This window comes from Streptomyces sp. NPDC030183, assembly GCF_055573455.1.
Genome location: NZ_JBVIBK010000004.1, coordinates 230,989 through 251,935, shown reverse-complemented (window position 1 = coordinate 251,935; position 20,947 = coordinate 230,989). Strand labels below are relative to the sequence as shown.

Below are 20,947 nucleotides of genomic sequence, written 5' to 3'. Positions count from 1 at the left end.
TAAGTAGCATGGGCCTGAGCGCGCGCTCAGCGTGGCGTGCAGCAGTAGTGCCATCCCGCACCCTGGAGGAGAGCCATCGTGCCTCGTACCGTCAGGGACGTCGTCTTCGTCGACGGCGTCCGCACCCCGTTCGGCAAGGCGGGCCCGAAGGGCATCTACCACGAGACCCGCGCCGACGACCTCGTCGTGAAGGCGATCCGGGAGCTGCTGCGCCGCAACCCCGGTCTGGAGCCGGCGAAGATCGACGAGGTCGCCATCGCCGCGACCACGCAGATCGGTGACCAGGGCCTGACCATCGGCCGCACGGCGGGCATCCTCGCCGGTCTGCCGCAGTCGGTGCCCGGCTACTCCATCGACCGCATGTGCGCCGGCGCCCTGACCGCCGTCACCACGGTCGCCGGTTCCGTGGCCTTCGGCGCCTACGACGTCGCCATCGCCGGTGGTGTCGAGCACATGGGCCGCCACCCCATGGGTGAGGGCGTGGACCCGAACCCGCGGTTCGTCAGCGAGAAGCTGGTCGACGAGTCCGCCCTGTTCATGGGCATGACCGCCGAGAACCTGCACGACCGCTACCCCACCATCACCAAGCAGCGCGCCGACGAGTACGCCGTGCGCTCGCAGGAGAAGGCCGCCAAGGCGTACGCCAACGGCAAGATCCAGCAGGACCTGGTGCCGATCTCGGTGCGCCGCACCAACCCCGAGGGCGGCGAGACCGGCTGGGGCCTGGTCACCGCCGACGAGCCGATGCGTCCGGGCACGACCCTCGAGAACCTCGCGGGCCTGAAGACGCCGTTCCGCGTCCACGGCCGGGTCACCGCCGGTAACGCGGCCGGTCTGAACGACGGCGCCACCGCCTCGATCATCGCCAGCGAGGACTTCGCCCGCGAGCACGACCTCCCGGTGAAGATGCGCCTGGTGGCGTACTCCTTCGCGGGTGTCGAGCCCGAGGTCATGGGCTACGGCCCGATCCCGGCCACGGAGAAGGCGCTCGCCCAGGCGGGCCTCACCATCGACGACATCGGCCTGTTCGAGATCAACGAGGCGTTCGCCGTCCAGGTCCTCGCCTTCCTGGAGCACTACGGCATCGCCGACGACGACGCCCGGGTGAACCAGTACGGCGGCGCGATCGCCTTCGGTCACCCGCTGGCCTCCTCCGGCGTCCGTCTGATGACGCAGCTGGCCCGCCAGTTCGAGGAGCAGCCCAACGTCCGCTACGGCCTGACGACCATGTGCGTCGGCTTCGGCATGGGCGCCACCGTCATCTGGGAGAACCCGCACTTCGAGGGGGACAAGTGACCACCACCGCCGAGCTTCTCAAGCAGGCTTCGGAGCTGTTCCCGGACGAGGTCGTGACGAGCGCGCACGTACGCCACCTCGACCTGCCGTTCGGCGCCGGGCGCTTCGCGCTGATCACGCTGGACAACGGCTTCGACCACACCAAGCCGACCACCTTCGGCCCGGCGTCGCTGGCGAACCTGAACACCGCCATCGACCAGGTCGAGAAGGAGGCCGCCGCCGGCGAGATCGTCGGTGTCGGCATCACCGGCAAGCCGTTCATCTTCGCGGTCGGCGCCGACCTCAAGGGCGTCGAGCTCCTCAAGGAGCACGAGCACGCGCTCGCCATCGGCAAGGGCGGCCACGAGGTCTTCAAGCGGCTGTCCACCCTCGCCGTCCCGACCTTCGCGTACTACAACGGCGCCGCGATGGGCGGCGGTGTCGAGGTCGGTCTGCACTGCTCCTACCGGACCGTCTCCGCGGCCCTCCCGGCGTTCTCGCTCCCCGAGGTCTTCCTCGGCCTGGTCCCCGGCTGGGGCGGCTGCACGCTGCTGCCGAACCTGATCGGCGCCGACAAGGCCGTCTCGGTGATCATCGAGAACAGCCTCAACCAGAACAAGCAGCTCAAGGGCGTGCAGGTCTACGAGCTGGGGATCGCCGACGCGCTCTTCGAGGGCGCCGACTTCCTGGAGCAGTCGCTGCTGTGGACGGCGTCCGTCCTCAAGGGCGAGATCGTCGTCGACCGCCCGGTCATCGACCGCGGTGAGGCCTGGGACCAGGCCGTCGCCAAGGGCCGCTTCATCGCGGACTCCAAGGTGCACGGTGCGGCCCCGGCCGCCTACCGCGCGCTGGACATCATCGCCGCCGCCAAGAACGGCGACCTCCAGCAGGGCTACGACGCCGAGGACAAGGCGCTCGCCGACCTGATCATGGGTGGCGAGCTGCGCGCCGGCATCTACGCCTTCAACCTGGTGCAGAAGCGCGGCAAGCGCCCGGCCGGCGCGCCGGACAAGTCGCTCGCGCGTCCGGTCACGAAGGTGGGTGTCGTCGGCGCCGGTCTGATGGCCTCGCAGCTCGCGCTGCTGTTCCTGCGCCGCCTGGAGGTGCCGGTCGTGCTGACCGACATCGACCAGGAGCGCGTCGACAAGGGTGTGGGCTACGTCCACGCCGAGATCGACAAGCTGCTACTCAAGGGCCGCATCAACCAGGACAAGGCCAACCGTCTCAAGGCGCTGGTCTCCGGTGTCCTGGACAAGGCCGAGGGCTTCGCGGACGCGGACTTCATCATCGAGGCCGTGTTCGAGGAGATCGGGGTCAAGCAGCAGGTGTTCGCGGAGGTCGAGGCGGTCGCCCCGGCGCACGCGATCCTCGCCACCAACACCTCCTCGCTGTCGGTCACCGAGATGGCGTCGAAGCTGAAGAACCCCGAGCGGGTCGTCGGCTTCCACTTCTTCAACCCGGTCGCGATCCTGCCGCTGCTGGAGATCGTCCGCGGCGAGCAGACCGACGACGCCTCGCTGGCCACGGCCTTCGCCGTCGCCAAGAAGCTGAAGAAGACCGCCGTGCTGGTGAAGGACGCCCCGGCGTTCGTCGTGAACCGCATCCTCACCCGCTTCATGGGCGAGATCCAGAACGTCATCGACGAGGGCACGCCGGTCGAGGTCGCGGAGAAGGCGGTGGAGCCCCTGGGCCTGCCGATGTCTCCCCTCGTCCTGCTGGAGCTGGTCGGTCCCGCGATCGGTCTGCACGTCTCGGAGACCCTCAACCGGGCCTTCCCGGACCGCTTCACGGTCTCCCCGAACCTCGCGGCCGTCGTCAAGGCGGGCAAGCGCGGCTTCTACGTCTACGACTCCGGCAAGCCGGAGCTGGACCCGGAGGTCGCCGCGCTCCTGAAGCAGGGCGACGTCGTCCTGACCGAGGAGCAGGTGCGGGCCCGGGTGCTGGACGCCGTGGCGCAGGAGATCGGCCTGATGCTCGACGAGGGTGTCGTCGCCGAGGCGCAGGACATCGACCTCTGCCTGATCACCGGCGCCGGCTGGCCCTTCCACCTGGGCGGCATCACGCCGTACCTGGACCGCGAGGGCGTCAGCGAGCGGGTGAACGGCAAGAAGTTCCTGGAGCCGGGCGTGGCTTCGGTCCCCGTGTGACCGTAGGCGGGTGAAGAGGGCCTCCGTCCCGGACGGAGGCCCTCTTTCTGTTCCCCGGCCCCGCCGGTCCGCCGGTGGGCGGCCGACCGGCGGGGCCGCCCCGGGTCCACAATGGGGAAGCATGACGACCCTCGTGATCATCGACGCCGCGAACGTCATCGGATCCGTCCCCGACGGCTGGTGGCGCGACCGGCGCGGCGCGGCCGAGCGTCTGCGGGACCGGCTCGCCCGGGACGGGGTGGCGGGCCGGGACGAGCCGGTGGAGCTCGTCCTGGTTGTGGAGGGCGCGGCCCGCGGCGTGGAGTCCGTCCCCGGGGTACGGGTCGAGGCGGCCCCCGGCAGCGGCGACGACCGTATCGTCCGGCTCGTCGCCGAGGAGGGCCGGGACCGCCCCACCCTCGTCGTCACCGCCGACCGCGAACTGCGCCGCCGGGTCGGGGAACTGGGCGCCGAGGTGGCGGGCCCGCGCACGGTACGCGGCGGCGCCTGACACCTGACACGGCTGACGGCTGCCGCCCACGCGGTCCGGCCCCGCACAGGCCCCGGAAAGGGGCCGTACGGGGCCGGAGGGGGGCCGTGCGGGGCCGGAGGGGGCCCTCGCCGCCGGTCGGTGACGTCGGGTCAGGCGGACGGTCCGAGGGGCGGGCCGGCGGCTCCTAGGCGCCGCGTCCCGGCGGCTCGATGACGTCGCCCGGCTCGGTCTCCTCGCGGCGGCCCAGGCGGCTGTGCGAGCGGCCGTAGAGGAAGTACACGACGAACCCGGCGGCCATCCACAGCCCGAACCGCACCCAGGTCTCGGCGGGCAGGTTGATCATCAGCCACAGGGAGGCGCACACCGACAGGATCGGGACGACCGGCACCCACGGGGTACGGAAGGAGCGGTGCAGGTCGGGACGGGTCCTGCGGAGGATGATCACACCGATCGCCACGACTACGAAGGCGAACAGGGTGCCGATGTTCACCAGGGCGGCGAGTTCGGTCAGCGGGGTGAAGCCGGCGAGGATCGCGATGATCACACCGAGCAGGATCGTCGGCCGGTGCGGGGTCTTGAACCGCGGGTGGACTTGGGAGAAGAAGCGCGGCAGCAGTCCGTCGCGGCTCATCGCGAAGAAGACACGGGTCTGGCCGAGGAGCAGGATCATGCAGACCGTGGTCAGGCCGACGGCGGCGCCGAAGCTGATGAAGCCCGCGAACCAGGGGTGCCCGGTCTCCTTGAAGGCGTCGGCGAGCGGTGCGTCGACGGACAGCCGGCTGTAGTGCTGCATGCCCGTGACGACGATCGACACGAGAACGTACAGCGTGGTGCAGATGAGCAGCGAGCCGAGGATGCCGCGCGGCATGTCACGCTGCGGGTTCCTGGTCTCCTCGGCGGCGGTGGCGACGACGTCGAAGCCGATGAACGCGAAGAACACCACCGAGGCGGCGGTGAAGATGCCCATCACACCGAAGTTGGAGGGTGCCCAGCCGAACATCAGCTGGATCAGCGGCGCCTGGAGACTGCCACCGGCCTCGACGGTCTGCGCCTTCGGGATGAACGGGTCGTAGTTCTTGCCCTCGATGAAGAACGCGCCCGCGACGATCACGGTCAGCACGACGGCGACCTTGATGGCGACGACGACCGAGGTGATCCGCGCGGACAGCTTCATGCCGATCACGAGGATGACGGTGAGGACCAGGACGAGCGCGGCGGCGAGGATGTCGAAGCCGAAGTCGCCGGCGCCCTCCCTGCTGCCCAGGGCCGCGGGCATCTCCCAGCCCGCGTTGTCCATGAGCGACTGGATGTAGCCGGACCAGCCGACGGCCACCACCGCCGTCCCGAGCGCGAACTCCAGGACCAGGTCCCAGCCGATGATCCAGGCGGGAAGTTCACCGAGGGAGGCGTAGGAGAAGGTGTACGCCGACCCCGCCACGGGGACCGTGGAGGCGAACTCGGCGTAGCAGAGCGCGGCCAGCGCGCAGGCGACGCCGGCCGCGACGAACGCGAGGGCCACCGCGGGCCCGGCGTTGTTCTTCGCGACCGTACCGGTGAGGACGAAGATGCCGGTGCCGATGATGACGCCGACGCCGAAGACCGTCAGATCCAGCGCGGACAAGGATTTCTTGAGCGCGTGCTCGGGCTCCTCGGTATCGAGGATGGACTGCTCGACCCTCTTCGTCCGGAAGAGTGTGCTGCTCACAGGGATACCTCCCACGCTTGTTGTCCTCGACATGATCGAGAGGGGGCGATGGGGGTCCCCCCGGGTCGAGCGAAGCCGAGAGCTGGGGGAGCGTATGCCCCGGCACGGGCGGTTTCACGCGAATGGGCCGGTCTCACCACCGTAAAGGATGGCGGGACCGGCCCGAACGGCCCAGTCGGGCAGGTCAGTCGCGCGCGGGCTCCACCTCGGAGGGCGTGCCGTCCAGCCGGCCGTCGAGCTTGGCGACGAGCCCGGTGACCTGGCGGGCGATGTCGGGCGCGGTGAGGCCGATCTCGGCCATCACCTCGGCGCGGGAGGCGTGGTCCAGGAAGCGCGGCGGGATGCCGAAGTCACGCAGCGGGATGTCGACGCCCGCGTCCCGCAGGGCCTGCGCGATCGCCGACCCGACGCCGCCGACACGGGAGTTGTCCTCGACGGTGACGACCACCCGGTGCTTGTCGGCGAGCGGAGCCATGTGCTCGTCGACCGGCTTGACCCAGCGCGGGTCGACGACGGTGGTGGTGATGCCCTGCTTGTCGAGCAGGGCGGCGATCTCCAGGCACATCGGCGCGAGGGCGCCGACGGAGACGAGGAGCACGTCCGGCGTGTCGGTGCCCGGCTCGCGCAGCACGTCCATGCCGCCCACCCGGCCCACGGCCGGTACGGCGGGGCCGACGGCGCCCTTGGAGAAGCGCACCACGGTCGGCGCGTCCGTGACCTCGACGGCCTCGCGCAGCTGCGCCCGCACCTGGTCGGCGTCGCGCGGCGCGGCGAGCCGCAGCCCGGGGACGACCTGGAGGATCGACATGTCCCACATGCCGTTGTGGGAGGCGCCGTCGGTGCCGGTGACGCCGGCCCGGTCCAGGACGAACGTCACCCCGCACTTGTGGAGGGCGACGTCCATCAGGACCTGGTCGAAGGCGCGGTTGAGGAAGGTCGCGTAGACCGCGAAGACCGGGTGCAGACCGCCCGTGGCGAGGCCGGCCGCGGAGACCGCGCCGTGCTGCTCGGCGATGCCGACGTCGTAGACGCGCTCGGGGAACGCCTTGGCGAACTTGTCGAGGCCGACGGGCTGGAGCATGGCCGCCGTGATGGCGACGATGTCCTCGCGCTCCTTGCCGAGCTTGACCATCTCCTCGCCGAAGACGGAGGTCCAGTCGGCGCCGGAGGAGGCGATCGGCAGACCGGTGTCCGGGTGGATCTTGCCGACGGCGTGGAAGCGGTCCGCCTCGTCCTGGAGGGCGGGCTGGTAGCCGCGGCCCTTCTCGGTGAGGCAGTGCACGATGACCGGGCCGCCGAAGCGCTTGGCGCGCGAGAGAGCGGACTCCAGAGCCTCGATGTCGTGCCCGTCGATCGGTCCGACGTACTTGAGGCCGAGGTCCTCGAACATGCCCTGCGGGGCGATGAAGTCCTTCAGGCCCTTCTTGGCGCCGTGCAGCGTCTCGTAGAGCGGTCGGCCGACGACGGGCGTGCGCTCCAGCAGGTCCTTGCCGCGGGCCAGGAACCGCTCGTACCCGTCGGTGGTGCGCAGGGTGGCGAGGTGGTTGGCGAGGCCGCCGATGGTCGGCGCGTACGAGCGCTCGTTGTCGTTGACGACGATGACCAGGGGCCGGTCCTTGGCGTCGGCGATGTTGTTGAGCGCCTCCCAGGCCATGCCGCCGGTGAGGGCGCCGTCACCGATCACGGCGACCACGTGGTCGTCGCGTTTCAGCACCTCGTTGGCCTTGGCGAGGCCGTCGGCCCAGCCGAGGACCGTCGAGGCGTGGCTGTTCTCGATGACGTCGTGCTCGGACTCGGCCTGCGAGGGGTAGCCGGACAGGCCGCCCTTCATCTTCAGCCGGGAGAAGTCCTGTCGGCCGGTGAGGAGTTTGTGGACGTAGGACTGGTGGCCCGTGTCCCACAGCACCTTGTCCTTCGGCGAGTCGAAGACACGGTGCAGCGCGATGGTGAGCTCGACCACACCGAGGTTGGGGCCGAGGTGACCGCCGGTCTTCGACACCGCCTCGACGAGGAAGGTCCGGATCTCCTCCGCCAGCTGGTCCAACTCCTCCAGGCTGAGCCGGTCCAGATCGCGCGGTCCCCTGATGCGGGTCAGCAGCGGCACCCGTGCCTCCTTGCAATAGTGCTGTTCGAGCGTTGCCGGGCTCGTCGAAGTCTAATCTTCCGCGTGCACCGCCGACCGCCGGGCGGGGGGAACCCGCATCGCGCGAACGGCCGTAAACCATCCTGCACCGGTCCCCGCACACGAAAACGTCCGACCCACAAGAGAAGTGCCCGGCATCGGATTCGATACCGGGCACTTCTTCTGTGCGAGGGCCGCCTGCCGTCTACGCGCGACCCGCCGCCTTCTGGCTCTTGCGGGAGACCGAGTCGATGACCACGGCGCCCAGGAGCACCGCACCGGTGATCATGTACTGGATCGACGTGTTCATGTTCAGCAGGTTCAGGCCCGTCGTGATCGACTGGATGACGAGCATGCCGAGGAGGGCCGACCACACCGATCCACGTCCGCCGAAGAGGCTGGTGCCACCGATGACGGCGGCGGCGATCGCGAGCATCAGCGTGTTGCCGCCACCGGCGGAGAGCGTCGCGCTCGCGGTCTGACCGGCGAAGAACATCCCGCCCATCGCCGCGAACATGCCGGAGATCGCGAACACGGTGATCCGGACCATCGGCACGTTGATGCCGGCACGACGGGCCGCCTCGATACCGCCACCGACCGCGAACACCTGACGGCCGTACGTGGTGCGCCGCAGCACGAAGTCCACGATCACCAGCGCGGCGAGGAAGATCACCAGCGCGTTGGAGACACCGGCCGCGTCGTTGAGCACGGCGGCGGCGACGAAGGACACGACGGCGAGCGCGCCGACCCGCAGCGCGATCTCGCTGGTCGGCCGGAACGGCACACCCGCGGCCCGACGGCGGCGCTGCTCGTTGATGTTGCCGACGAGGCAGAGCACCACGCCGAGGCCGGCCAGGATGTACGCGCCGATGATGGCCTGGTCCATGAAGAAGGAACTCTTGCCGAGCAGGCGGACCGGACCCTCGTCGGAGGGGATGTTGATCGTGCCGCTGTCACCCAGCAGCCACAGCATCACGCCGTTCCAGCCGAGGAAGCCGGCCAGGGTGACGACGAACGCGGGTACGCCGATCCTGGCGAAGAACCAGCCGTGCAGCGCGCCGATGGCGATACCGGTGAGGATCGCGAGGAGCAACGCCAACCAGGCGTTCAAGCCTTGGTTCACCGCGAGCACGGCGAACAGGGTGGAGGCCAGACCACTGACCGAACCCACGGACAGGTCGATCTCGCCGAGCAGCAGCACGAAGACCAGGCCGATGGCGAGCATGCCGGTGGCCGAGAGGAAGTAGCTGATGTCCGAGAGGTTGTCGGCGCTCAGGAAGAGGTCGTTCTGGAGCTGGAAGATCGTCCAGATGACGATCAGGCCGATGACCACCGGCAGCGAGCCCAGCTCGCCGCCCTTGACCTTGCGCTTGAACTCGGTGAGGTAACCCTTGAGGCCCTCCTCACGGATCAGCAGCCGCGGGTCCGTGACGGAGACCGGGGCCGCCGTGGGGTCGTCGGCGGGCGCGACGGTGTCCTGCTGATCCACCACGCCCTCGTCCTTGGTGACCTTGCCGGTCGTGGCGGAGTCGCTCTTCACGGTCTTGGACGTGTCACTCACTTTGCCGCCTCCGCGGTGCGCCGCCCCGCGCGACGGGTCACGGCGTTGTCCGTGGCACCCGTGATCGCGGCGATGATCTCTTCGTGGCTCGTGTCCTTCACGGGGAAGGAGCCGTTGTTCTTGCCCAGCCGCAGCACGGCGACGGTGTCGGCGACCGCCTTGACGTCGGCCATGTTGTGGCTGATGAGGATGACGGCGAGGTCGCGCTCCCGCAGCCGCTCGACCAGGTCGAGGACCTGCGCGGTCTGCTCGACACCGAGGGCGGCGGTGGGCTCGTCGAGGATGACGAGCTTGGGGTCGCCGATCAGGGCGCGGGCGATGGCGACGACCTGGCGCTGACCACCCGACAGGCTCGCGATCGGGATGCGCACGCTCGGGATGCGGATCGAGAGCGTGGACAGCAGCTCGCGGGAGTTCTTCTCCATCGTCACCTCGTCGATGACGCCACGGTGCAGCAGTTCGCGACCGAGGTAGAGGTTGCCCACGACGTCGAGGTTGTCGCAGAGCGCGAGGTCCTGGTAGACCGTCGCGACGCCGAGTCCCTGGGCGTCGTGCGGCTTGTTGATCCTCACCGGGTCGCCCTGCCACTCGATGACGCCCTCATCGATGGGGTGGACACCCGCGATCGTCTTGACCAGGGTCGACTTACCTGCGCCGTTGTCGCCCACCAGGGCGACCACTTCTCCGGCGTGGACCTCCAGATCAACATCGGTGAGGGCCTGGACCGCACCGAATCGCTTGGAGACTCCGCGCAACGCCAGCACGGGCGTAGCGGACACGTGAACCATCTCCTTCGCCGCCTGACCGGCGGGGATGCCGCGCTTGGGGGTGTGCGCGGAGTGACGTGCGGATCGCGGCGGGAAGGGCCGCGTCTCGCACGGTGGTTTACAGAATGGACATGTCTGGATCCGCCGCGCTCGGCAGCGGGTTCCGTCCGGCGCCCGCCCCGCAGCGGGGTCTGTTGGCGGGGCGGGCGCCGGCGGGGCTTCACGGGGCCGCTCGGCCGTCCGGGCCCGGGCCCTCGGCGGGACCCGGACCGGGTGACGAGCGTGGCGTGACTACTCCAGGCCGGCGGACTTGCAGGCCTTGGCGTACTCGGGGGTGCAGATGTCCGCCACCGTGTACAGCTTGTCCTTGACGACCGTGTCCTTGATGTTGTCCTTGGTGACCGAGACCGGCGTCAGCAGCTTCGCGGGCACCTTGTCACCGGAACCGCTGGTGACCTCGGAGTCGGCCAGGGACTTGACGTCCTTGTCCTCGAGCAGGGCGACGGCGAGCTCGGCGGCGGTGTCGGCCTCCGGCTTGTACGCCTTGTAGACCGTGGAGGACTGGGTACCGGCGACGATCCGCTGGATGGCGGCGAGCTCGGCGTCCTGGCCCGTCAGCGGGATGTCACCGATCTTCGCACCCTTGAGGGTGTTGGCGATGCCACCGGCCATGCCGTCGTTGGCGGCATAGACGCCGGCGATGTTCTTGGCGCCCAGCTGGGTGATCGCCGCGGACATCTTCTCGGCGGCGACGGTGTCCTTCCAGAGGCCGGACTGCTCGTAGGCGATGTCGACCTTGCCGTCCAGCGCCTTGTGGGCGCCTTCCTTGAACTGGCCGGCGTTCGGGTCGGCGTCGTCACCGTTGATCATGACGACCTTGGACTTCTTGGTCGCCTTGTCACCGAGGGCGTCGAGCAGGGCCTGGCCCTGGAGCTCGCCGACCTTGACGTTGTCGAAGGAGACGTAGGCCGAGACCGGGCCCTGGGCGAGACGGTCGTAGGCGACGACCTTGACGCCCTTGTCCACCGCGGACTGGATGGAGGACTTGATCGCGGCGGAGTCCTGGGCGGAGACGACGATGACCTTGACGCCCTTGGTCACCATGGTGCTCATCTGCTGAGCCTGCTTGTTCGGGTCAGCGGCAGCGTTCGCGTACTGGACGTCACAGTCGGAGCAGAGCTCCTTGACCTTCGCCTCGAAGTACGGCTTGTCGAACTTCTCGTAGCGCGCGGTGACGTTGTCGGGCAGGAGCAGACCGATGGACTTCTTGTCCGAGCCACTGCCGCTGTCCGAGTCGTTGTCGTCGCCGGCCTTCCCACAGGCAGCCACGGAGAGCGCCAGCGAAACCGCGGTGGCGCCGATCACGACTCTACGCATCGTTGCGTTCATTTGGGTTGTGCCTCCCTGACACGGGCCGCAGCACTGCGGCCGAGGTGGCTGGAAGTCAACTCGGCCACACGTACGACGTCAAGAAGTAAATCCTTAACGGCTTGGCAACGGCGCGTTTCGTTCTCTAAGTGAAGGCAGGAGCCGCTGCGGTCAAGGTTCCGTCCAAAAGGGTCGAATCACCCATCTCGCTGAGGGCCAGCGCGAGGGCTCCGAGAACCTCCGCGCGACCGCCAAGTGCCCCTGGCAACACCGAGAGTTGACGTGCCGCACTCGGGATCGCGTACCGGCCGACCGACTCCCTTATGGGCCCGAGCACCAACTCCCCGGCCTCGGCGAGATCGCCACCGAGGACCACGCGGCTCGGGTTCAACAGATTGCAGAGATTGGCGACTCCACTTCCGATGTGGCGGCCGACGTCGGCGATCACCCGGCGACAGCCCGGATCTCCGTCCCTCGCCAACCGCACGACGCCTTCCATCGTCAGATCGGTCCCGTGGCTGGACTGGAGGAGCGGCAGCACATGGCGTGCGGCGGCGAAGGTCTCCAGGCAGCCGCGGTTTCCGCAGCGGCAGACCGGTCCGGATTCATCAAGAGTAATATGCCCGATTTCTCCCGCTGTGCCACCGGGGCCCCGATAGATCTTGCCGTCGATCACCAGGCCGGCGCCGACACCGCTGGCCACCTTGATGTAGGCCAGGTCGCGCACCCCGCGCCCGCTGCCCCACACCAGCTCGCCGAGGGCGCCGAGGTTTGCGTCGTTGTCCACGTGGACCGGTACGCCCAGGCGGTGGCGCATCTCGGCGGCGGGGTTGGTGCCGGTCCAGCCCGGCAGGATGGCGGTGGAGCCCAGCGTCCCGGACTCGACGTCGATCGGGCCGGGCACGCCGAGGCCCACGCCGGCGATCTTCGTCCGGTCCACTCCGGTGGCCTCGACCAACCGGGTGACCAGCTGGTCCGCCCGGTCGAACCCCTGGGCGGAGGAGGCGTCCACGTCGAGCGGCTCGGACTCCTCGGCCAGCACCTGATGAGCGAGGTTCCCGATCGCGACGCGCAAATGGGTGTGCCCGAAGTCCACCCCGATGACGATCCCGGCGTCCCCGCTCAGCGAGACCGCGCGAGCCCGGCGTCCGCCCGCCGATGTGGGCGTGACCTCGACTGTTCCGCCGTCCTTCAGTTCACGGACGATGTTGGAGACCGTGGCCGCGGACAGGCCCGTCGTCCTGGCGATCTCCGCCTGCGTGAGCGAGCCGGCGAGACGCACCGCCCGGACGACGCGTTCGAGATTTGCTCGGTGCAGCGACGACTGCGACCCCGGAGTCTCCATCGACTCATCCACTCCTGTCCCAGGCCGGACGGCCCCCGCCGCCCGTGACCCAGGTCAAAGCCGCGGATCCCGGGTCACTTACAAGTTGTGAACTCCAAGCTCCGCTGAACGGGTTACCGCAGTCAAGTCCTTGACGGAAACTGGCGTCGCCTATTGACCACTAAATGTCACTGAGGCGCTACGTCGGGGTCGTCCGGAGGTCCTCCTTACTACTTCAGGGTCGCCGACGTCAGGCCGGCCTGCACCTGGCGCTGGAACGAGAGGTAGACGACGAGCATGGGGATCATCGCGATGGTGACACCGGCGAAGAGAACGGGCAGGTCAGAGGCGTAACCCTGTTGCTGCTGGAGCTGGACCAGACCCTGGGTGAGGACGTAGCGCTCGGGGTCGTCGCCGCTCTGCGGCTGCATGAGGACGGTGGGCAGGATGTACTGGTTCCACTGGCCGAGGGTGTTGAAGATGCCCACGCTGATCAGGCCCGGCTTCGCCATGGGCAACATCACCTGGAAGAAGGTCCTGGTGTGGGAGGCCCCGTCCAGGATCGACGCCTCGAAGACCGCCGTGGGCAGGGTCCGGAAGAAGGCGTGCATGAAGAACACGGTGAACGGCAGCGAGTAGGCGACGTAGACCAGGATCAGCCCCTGGTAGCTGTTCAGCATGTCGAGGCGCTTGACCATGAAGAACAGCGGGACCAGCGCCAGGAACACCGGGAACATGGCGCCGGCGACGAAGAAGAAGTACAGCAGCCGGTTGCCCCAGAACTGGTAGCGGGCCAGGACGTACGCGGCCATCGAGCCGAACAGCATGGTCAGCGGCACGGAGAAGACGAGCACGATGACCGTGTTGAGGAAGTAGTCGCCGATGCCCTTGTCCCAGGCGCGGGAGAACACCTCCAGGGACCAGTTCTCCGGCCAGCCGAAGGCCGAGCCGCCGATCTGGGCGTCGGTCTTGAAGGAGCTGAGGATCAGCCACAGCAGCGGCAGCACGATCATCAGGGCCCACAGGGCGAGGAATCCGTGCGAGAAGACGTTCAGGACGACGCCTTCGCCGCGTTCGTCACCGGGACCGGGCCGGCCCTTGGTCACGGCCGGACCGGTGGGGGCCGAGTCGCCGGCGGAGGCGGTCTTGAGGGGTGCGCTCATCGTTCCGTCATCTCCGGCTTCAGAACTCGATGCGTTCACGGCGGGTGGCCCGCAGCATGACCACCGACACGATCAGGGTGAGGAGCAGCATCACCACGCCCATGGCGCAGGCGTAGCCGCTCTTGCCGTACAGCAGGAAGTTCCGCATCATCACCGTCGCCATGACCTCGCTGTGGTGATCGGGGCCGCCGCCGTACTCCCCCGCCGTCATCGTGGAGACGAGGATGAACATGTCCATCGCCGCGATGCCGAGGTAGACCCAGGCGGTCTGCACGGAGTCCCAGAGCAGGGGCAGGGTGATCCGGAAGAAGGTCTGGGCGCGGCCGGCGCCGTCGATCAGCGCGGCCTCGTAGATGTCCCTCGGAATGGCCTGCATGGCGGCGGAGAACAGCACCAGATAGAAGCCGACGCCGTGCCAGACGACGACCGCGATCAGCGCCCAGAGCACGACATTCGGTTCGTTCAGCCATTCGACGGGGCCGCTCTCGTCGACCAGCCCCAGTTTCATGAGGAAGCCGTTGAGCATGCCGCCGCTGTCACTGCGGTACACGGCGCCGAACAGCACCGCGAGGATGGCCAGCGACAGGACCTGCGGAAAGAAATAGACGATCTTGTAGAAGCCCGACCCGGCGACCCCCGAGACACCGCCGGCCCGGCCACGGCCGCCCGCGTTCAGCATGAACGCGAAGAACAGCGCGAGCAGGATGGTGATCACCGGGATGAACACCAGGAACAGGATGTTGTGCCAGATGGCCTGGAGGAAGATGTCGTCCTGGAACAACGCGGTGTAGTTGTCCAGTCCGACGAAATGGAACGTCTGCGACTGCCCCCGCCAGTCCGTCAGCGAATAGCCGAAGGTCTGGACGTAGGGCCAGATGACGAAGATCAGATAGAGCGCCACGGGGATGATCAAAAACCCCGCGACGAACCGGTACTGCCCTTTGCGCATTGGCGTGATCCTGCCTTGGGTTCCGTGAGACGAAAGGCCCGCACGTTTCGGGGGCGCGGGGAGCCGCGCGTTTCGAGCCTTCCGCGGTGAACCGGCGGTCCACCGCACCACTCGGCCCCCCACGACGCCCGAAGGCACGCTCAGTCCCGGTGGTTCTTCTTGGAGTCCGGGTCCTTCGCCTGCTTGTCCACGGCCGCCTGCGCCCGCTTCAGCCACTCGGCCGGCTGGATCCGCTTGGCCATCAGCTCGTTCGACGCGTTCTGGATCGCCGTGTCCATCTCGCTGTACCACTCCGTGTACAGGTAACGGAAGGTGTTGTCCCCGGCGGCCTTGGACGCCTCGACCGTGGACTGCGTACCGGGCCGCAGCTGTACGCCGGGGTCGACGCCGTCCTTGAGGATGGTCAGGGAGTTCGCCTCCTTGGCGAACAGCGTCGACCATTCCTTGGACAGCATCATCCGCATGAACTCCTTGGCGGCGGGCAGGTTCTTCGCCTTGGCCGGGATGATGAAGGGCTCACCGGAACCGGCCCGGATCGCCTCGAAGGGCATCACGCTGTCGGGCAGCAGCGGCATCGGCATGAACTTCATGTCGAAGTCGGCCGGGGTCTGTTTGAGCTGCTCGTTCTCCAGCCATGAGCCGGAGGTGATGAAGACGGCCTTGTACTGGTTCCAGCGGGTCTGGGACTCGGTGTGGGTGAGGCCGTTGGTGCCGGGCATCAGATAGCCCTTCTCGACGACCTCGTAGATCGCCTCGACGCCGGCCTTCGCGGCGTCGGAGCCGACGAACGCCTTCGGGTCGAGGTTGTCGATGGCCTTCATGGCCTCCAGACCGCCGGTCTTGGCGATCAGGTCCATGATGGCGACGTTGATGTAGTACGGGTACTTGCCCTGGTGGGCGAGGCCGCCGATGCCCTTGGCCTTGGCCTCCTTGCAGATGGTCAGGAAGTCCGCCCAGGTCTTGGGCTCCTCCCAGCCGTTCTCCTTGAAGAGCTTGCCGGAGTACCACAGGCCCCACACCGTGTAGATGTAGTTGAGGGCGACGATCTTGTCCTCCTGCATGCCCGCGTCGAGCGTGCCGGGGATGAGGGTGTCGCGGACCTTCTTGGCGGGGTCGTCGATCGAGGGGGCGTCCAGCACCGCGGCCAGGTCGAGGAGCTGGTCGTTCTTGTAGAGGACGTCGATCGGGATCTGCTGGGCGCCGGAGTCGTCGACGATGTCCGGCGGGTTGCCCGCGTTGAACCGGGGCTGGAGCTTGCCGGTGATCTCCTGGGTGCCGGTGTGGGTGGAGGTGACGCCCCACTTCTTCTGGAAGGAGGCCTCCCATGCCTTGGCGTAGGCGTCGCCGTAGCCGCCCTTGAAGATGACGACGTCGAGCTTGCTGCCCTTCTTGACGCCGAAGGGGTTCGACTTCGACGTCTCGCCCTGGGTGTCCTCGGACGTGTCGTCGTCACCGCCGCCGCTCGCGCAGGCGGACAGGAAGCTCATGGTGGGGACGGTGATCAGGCCCAGCGCGGCGGATCGCTTGATCAGATCGCGGCGGCCCACACCCTCCGCGGTGGTGGTGCCGGTGGCCTCGGGTTCGTTGTTCTCAGCGGTCGTGGATCCCATGCTCAAGTCCTCGCCTTCTCCAGGACTCAGGCGGTGAACCGGATCCTCCCGGCACCGCGATCGGTTCAAGCTGGGGTCGTGCGTGAGGATTCAACAGGGGCAAGACGGCGGTCCGCGCGCGGACACGTCCGCGCCCACCGGTAATTCCCCCCAGGTAGTGCCCGTCCGCACGCGTGCGACCACGATGCGGACGCCGACAGGTATAGTCCACTTCCCGCCAGGGGAGCAAGATCGAATGCAAGGTTGGCCGTCGGTCTTTTCCGAGTTGAGACCTCGCGGAAATACGGACGCCCGTGCGGCGCTCGACCAGGAATTCCCCGCCGATCGACCCGGATGGCTCGCTCAACACCCTTGACACCACTCGCCACTTGAACCACTACTGGTCCCTGCGCACCACGACAGACAACGTTGTCCACTTCTGGTCATCCCCGGGTCGTCCAGGCGGTCCAGCGAGGTGATCAGGCGCAGGGAGGGTGCTCGCGCATGCGGCACGGATGGGGTTCCACGGCGGCGCTCGGCGCCGCCGCACTCGCTCTGGTGGCGGCCTCGCAGGGGGCCGCCGTCGCCTTACCGGACAGGCCGGCCACGGCCGGCCGGGAGTTCCGTTCCTCCTTCGAGTCGGGGGATCCGGCACCGGACTGGACCGACACCGTCGACACCGCGCCGGATGGCTCACCCCGCGCCTCAGGCGTCGACGGCGGCTACGCCTCGGGCATCCCGGGCAACATCACCGACCGGGTGACCGAGGTCCGGGCGAGCGGCGAGAACGCGTCCGGGGGCGAGGTGAAGGAGAACCTGGTCGACGGGGAGCCGGGCACCAAGTGGCTGTCCTTCCAGCCCACCGGCTGGGTGGAGTTCGACCTCGACAGACCCGCCGAGGTGGTGACGTACGCGCTCACCTCGGCGAACGACGCCGAGGGGCGCGACCCGAAGGACTGGACCCTGAAGGGCTCCACCGACGGCAAGGAGTGGCGGACCCTCGACACCCGCACCGGCGAGTCGTTCCCCGAGCGGTATCTGACCAAGTCGTACGACATCGCCGCCGACGCGGTCGCCGGCTACCGGCACTTCCGGCTGGAGATCACCCGGAACAACGGGGCCTCCGCCATCACCCAGCTCGCCGACGTGCAGTTCTCCACGGGCGGCGGCCAGGCGCCCGCGCCGAAGGAGATGCGCACCCACACCGACCGCGGCCCGAGCGGCTCGGCGACCGCCAAGGCCGGCATGGGCTTCACCGGCAAACGGGCGCTGCGGTACGCGGGCCGGCACACGGCGGACGGGCGGGCGTACTCCTACAACAAGGTCTTCGACGTGGACGTGGCCGTCGGGCGGGACACCGAACTGGCGTACCGGATCTTCCCGTCCATGGCGGACGGCGACCTCGACTACGACGCCACCCGTGTCGCCGTCGACCTGGTCTTCACGGACGGCACCTCGCTCAGCGAGCTGCGCGCCGTCGACCAGCACGGATTCCCCCTGACGCCGCGCGGACAGGGCGCGGCGAAGGTGCTGTACGTCAACCAGTGGAACGACGTCGTCTCCCGGATCGGGTCGGTCGCGGCCGGGAAGACGGTGGACCGGGTCCTGGTGGCGTACGACTCGCCGAAGGGGCCGGCGAAGTTCCGCGGCTGGCTCGACGACGTGACCCTGCGGGTGCGGGCGCCCGAGCGGCCGAAGGCACACCTCTCCGACTACGCGGTCACCACGCGGGGCACCAACTCCAGCGGCGGTTTCTCGCGCGGCAACAACTTCCCGGCGACGGCGGTCCCGCATGGCTTCAACTTCTGGACGCCGGTCACCAACGCGGGTTCGCTCAGCTGGCTTTACGACTACGCGCGGGCCAACAACGCGGACAACCTGCCCACCATCCAGGCGTTCAGTGCCAGTCATGAGCCGAGCCCCTGGATGGGTGACCGGCAGACCTTCCAGGTGATGCCGTCGGCCGCCTCCGGCACCCCTGACCTGGGCCGTACCGCACGGGCGCTGGCGTTCCGGCACGAGAACGAGACGGCGCGGCCGTACTACTACGGGGTCCGCTTCGAGAACGGCGTCAGGGCGGAGATGGCGCCGACGGATCACGCGGCGGCACTCCGCTTCACCTACCCGGGTGACGACGCGAGCGTCCTCTTCGACAACGTCACGGACCAGGCGGGTCTGACCCTCGACAAGGAGGCCGGGGTCGTCACGGGATTCTCGGATGTGAAGTCCGGGCTGTCGACGGGCGCGACCCGCCTCTTCGTGTACGGGGTGTTCGACGCGCCGGTGACGGGCGGCGACTCCTCCGGGGTGAGGGGCCGTCTCCGCTTCGACGCGGGCGCGGACCGGACGGTGACCCTCCGCCTGGCCACGTCCCTGATCGGCCTCGAACAGGCGAAGGACAATCTGCGCCAGGAGATCCCGGAGGGCACCGGCTTCGAGACGGTCCGGGACCGGGCGCGGGCGCAGTGGGACCGGCTCCTCGGCCGGGTGGAGGTCGAGGGCGCGACCCCCGACCAGCTGACCACGCTGTACTCCAACCTGTACCGGCTGTACCTGTACCCCAACTCGGGCTTCGAGAGGGTCGGTTCGTCCTACCGGTACGCCTCGCCGTTCTCCCCCATGCCGGGCCCGGACACCCCGACGCACACGGGCGCGAAGATCGTCGAGGGCAAGGTGTACGTCAACAACGGGTTCTGGGACACGTATCGGACGACCTGGCCCGCGTACGCGCTGCTGACGCCGTCGCGGGCGGGCGAGCTGGTCGACGGTTTCGTGCAGCAGTACAAGGACGGCGGCTGGACCTCCCGCTGGTCCTCCCCCGGGTACGCGGACCTGATGACGGGCACCTCGTCGGATGTGGCGTTCGCGGACGCGTACGTCAAGGGCGTCGACTTCGACGCGAAGGCGGCGTACGAGGCGGCCGTCAAGAACGCCACCGTCGTCCCGCCGAACCCGGGCGTCGGCCGCAAGGGCATGGCCTCCTCCCCCTTCCTCGGCTACACCAGCACCGACACCCACGAGGGCCTGTCCTGGGCGCTGGAGGGCTACCTCAACGACTACGGCATCGCCCGGATGGGCCGCGCCCTGTACGAGAGGACGGGTGAGAAGCGGTACCGGGAGGAGTCGGCGTACTTCCTCGACCGGGCGCGGGACTACGTGCAGCTGTTCGACAAGGAGGCCGGGTTCTTCCAGGGCCGGGACGGCACCGGGAAGTGGCGGCTGGACTCGTCGGCGTACGACCCGCGGGTCTGGGGTCACGACTACACGGAGACCAACGGCTGGGGCTACGCGTTCTCCGCGCCACACGACGGCAAGGGCCTGGCGAACCTGTACGGCGGCCGGTCCGGGCTGGCGAGGAAGCTGGACACCTACTTCTCCACCCCGGAGACGGCCTCGCCCGACCTCACCGGCTCCTACGGCGGTGTCATCCACGAGATGACCGAGGCGCGGGACGTGCGGATGGGGATGTACGGCCACTCCAACCAGGTCGCCCACCACGCGATCTACATGTACGACGCGGCGGGGCAGCCGTGGAAGGCGCAGGAGAAGGTGCGCGAGGTGCTGTCGCGGCTGTACGTCGGCAACGGCATCGGGCAGGGCTACCACGGCGACGAGGACAACGGCGAGCAGTCGGCCTGGTACCTCTTCTCGGCGCTCGGTTTCTATCCGCTGGTGATGGGCAGCGGCGAGTACGCGATCGGCTCGCCCCTGTTCACCAAGGCGACGGTCCATCTGGAGAACGGCAGGGACCTGGTGGTGCGGGCCCCGAAGAACAGTGCGAGGAACCTCTACGTTCAGGGCTTGAAGGTCAACGGCAAGGCGTGGCGGTCGACGTCCCTGCCGCACGCGCTGATCGCGAAGGGCGGGGTGCTGGAGTTCGACATGGGCCCGAGGCCGTCGCGCTGGGGCACGGGCGAGAACGCCGCGCCGGTGTCGATCACCAAGGACGACAAGGTGCCGTCGCCGCGTTCGGACGCCATCGAGGGCGACGGGGAGCTGTTCGACGACACGTCGTCGACGAAGGCGACGCTGACGACGGCGGACCTGCCGGTGCCGGCCCGCACCAGGGCGGTGCAGTACACCCTGACGTCCGCCGACCGCACCGAGGCCCCCACCGGCTGGACCCTCCAGGGCTCGGCCGACGGCACCACCTGGCGGACCCTCGACAGGCGCTCCGGTGAGTCCTTCACCTGGAACCGCCAGACCCGCGCGTTCTCCGTACCCGTCCCGAGGGCCTATCCCCACTACCGCCTGGTCCTGGACACCCCGTCCACCCTCGCGGAGGTGGAACTGCTGTCGTGACACCGGCGGGGAGGTGGGGGCCGCTGTGGAGTAGGCGTGGGGCCCGGCGACCCGTCGTCGGGCCCCAACTGACTTGACGGGGTGGGTTGTTGACGGGATAAGGTGTTGTATAGACCACTCGACAACGTTGTCTGCCCGGACTGCCGGTGGTCTCCCCGAACCATTCCCCCCGGGCCGGTTTCCCCCGTACCGGCCCGGCTCAC

At 68.7% G+C, this 20,947-nt stretch carries 13 protein-coding genes; 4 read left to right on the top strand and 9 right to left on the bottom strand.

The genetic code is table 11. The features are described from left to right. Nucleotides 1-78 precede the first annotated feature (78 nt). From ACZ4Z2_RS07160 to ACZ4Z2_RS07150, 3 genes are all read left to right on the top strand, one after another. Nucleotides 79-1,296, top strand: coding sequence for a thiolase family protein (locus ACZ4Z2_RS07160; protein ID WP_468073232.1), 1,218 nt, complete (start codon nt 79-81; stop codon nt 1,294-1,296). Next, nucleotides 1,293-3,422: a 3-hydroxyacyl-CoA dehydrogenase NAD-binding domain-containing protein gene (locus tag ACZ4Z2_RS07155; protein WP_468073230.1), complete on the top strand. Its 2,130-nt coding sequence runs from the start codon at nt 1,293-1,295 to the stop codon at nt 3,420-3,422. The genes ACZ4Z2_RS07160 and ACZ4Z2_RS07155 overlap by 4 nt, the downstream gene beginning before the upstream one ends. A gap of 121 nt (nt 3,423-3,543) precedes the next feature. Further along, on the top strand, nt 3,544-3,912 hold the full coding sequence (locus ACZ4Z2_RS07150) for a PIN domain-containing protein (protein ID WP_468073228.1): 369 nt from the start codon (nt 3,544-3,546) through the stop codon (nt 3,910-3,912). Nucleotides 3,913-4,078: 166 nt separating this feature from the next. Here the strand turns inward: ACZ4Z2_RS07150 and ACZ4Z2_RS07145 are convergent, their stop codons facing one another. The 9 genes from ACZ4Z2_RS07145 to ngcE form a co-directional block, all read right to left on the bottom strand. Next, on the bottom strand, nt 4,079-5,599 hold the full coding sequence (locus tag ACZ4Z2_RS07145; RefSeq protein ID WP_468073226.1) for an amino acid permease: 1,521 nt from the start codon (nt 5,597-5,599) through the stop codon (nt 4,079-4,081). A 184-nt stretch (nt 5,600-5,783) separates the two neighbouring features. Then, nucleotides 5,784-7,703, bottom strand: coding sequence for a 1-deoxy-D-xylulose-5-phosphate synthase (gene dxs / locus ACZ4Z2_RS07140; protein ID WP_468073224.1), 1,920 nt, complete (start codon nt 7,701-7,703; stop codon nt 5,784-5,786). A 223-nt stretch (nt 7,704-7,926) separates the two neighbouring features. Next, a complete protein-coding gene (locus ACZ4Z2_RS07135) occupies nt 7,927-9,282 on the bottom strand; it encodes a sugar ABC transporter permease (protein ID WP_468073222.1) in 1,356 nt (451 codons plus the stop codon). Continuing rightward, complete coding sequence (locus tag ACZ4Z2_RS07130; protein WP_468073220.1) at nt 9,279-10,070, bottom strand: ATP-binding cassette domain-containing protein; 792 nt, start codon at nt 10,068-10,070, stop codon at nt 9,279-9,281. The genes ACZ4Z2_RS07135 and ACZ4Z2_RS07130 overlap by 4 nt, the downstream gene beginning before the upstream one ends. 270 nt (nt 10,071-10,340) lie before the next feature. Next, nucleotides 10,341-11,426 (bottom strand): sugar ABC transporter substrate-binding protein, encoded by a 1,086-nt coding sequence (locus ACZ4Z2_RS07125; RefSeq protein ID WP_468073218.1) that lies wholly within the window; start codon nt 11,424-11,426, stop codon nt 10,341-10,343. 136 nt (nt 11,427-11,562) lie between these two features. Next, nucleotides 11,563-12,762 (bottom strand): ROK family transcriptional regulator, encoded by a 1,200-nt coding sequence (locus ACZ4Z2_RS07120; RefSeq protein WP_468073216.1) that lies wholly within the window; start codon nt 12,760-12,762, stop codon nt 11,563-11,565. A 209-nt stretch (nt 12,763-12,971) separates the two neighbouring features. Further along, nucleotides 12,972-13,904 carry a carbohydrate ABC transporter permease gene (locus ACZ4Z2_RS07115; protein WP_468073214.1) on the bottom strand — a complete coding sequence of 311 codons (933 nt, stop codon included), beginning with the start codon at nt 13,902-13,904 and terminating at the stop codon, nt 12,972-12,974. Nucleotides 13,905-13,923: 19 nt separating this feature from the next. Continuing rightward, nucleotides 13,924-14,853, bottom strand: a complete 930-nt coding sequence (locus ACZ4Z2_RS07110) for a carbohydrate ABC transporter permease (protein WP_468073212.1) — start codon at nt 14,851-14,853, stop codon at nt 13,924-13,926. Between the two features lie 140 nt (nt 14,854-14,993). Then, a complete protein-coding gene (gene ngcE / locus ACZ4Z2_RS07105) occupies nt 14,994-16,463 on the bottom strand; it encodes an N-acetylglucosamine/diacetylchitobiose ABC transporter substrate-binding protein (protein WP_468073210.1) in 1,470 nt (489 codons plus the stop codon). 483 nt (nt 16,464-16,946) lie between these two features. On the opposite strand from ngcE, the gene ACZ4Z2_RS07100 reads away from it, so the two are divergent. Then, nucleotides 16,947-20,744, top strand: coding sequence for a GH92 family glycosyl hydrolase (locus tag ACZ4Z2_RS07100; protein ID WP_468073208.1), 3,798 nt, complete (start codon nt 16,947-16,949; stop codon nt 20,742-20,744). The last annotated feature ends 203 nt before the right edge of the window (nt 20,745-20,947 follow it).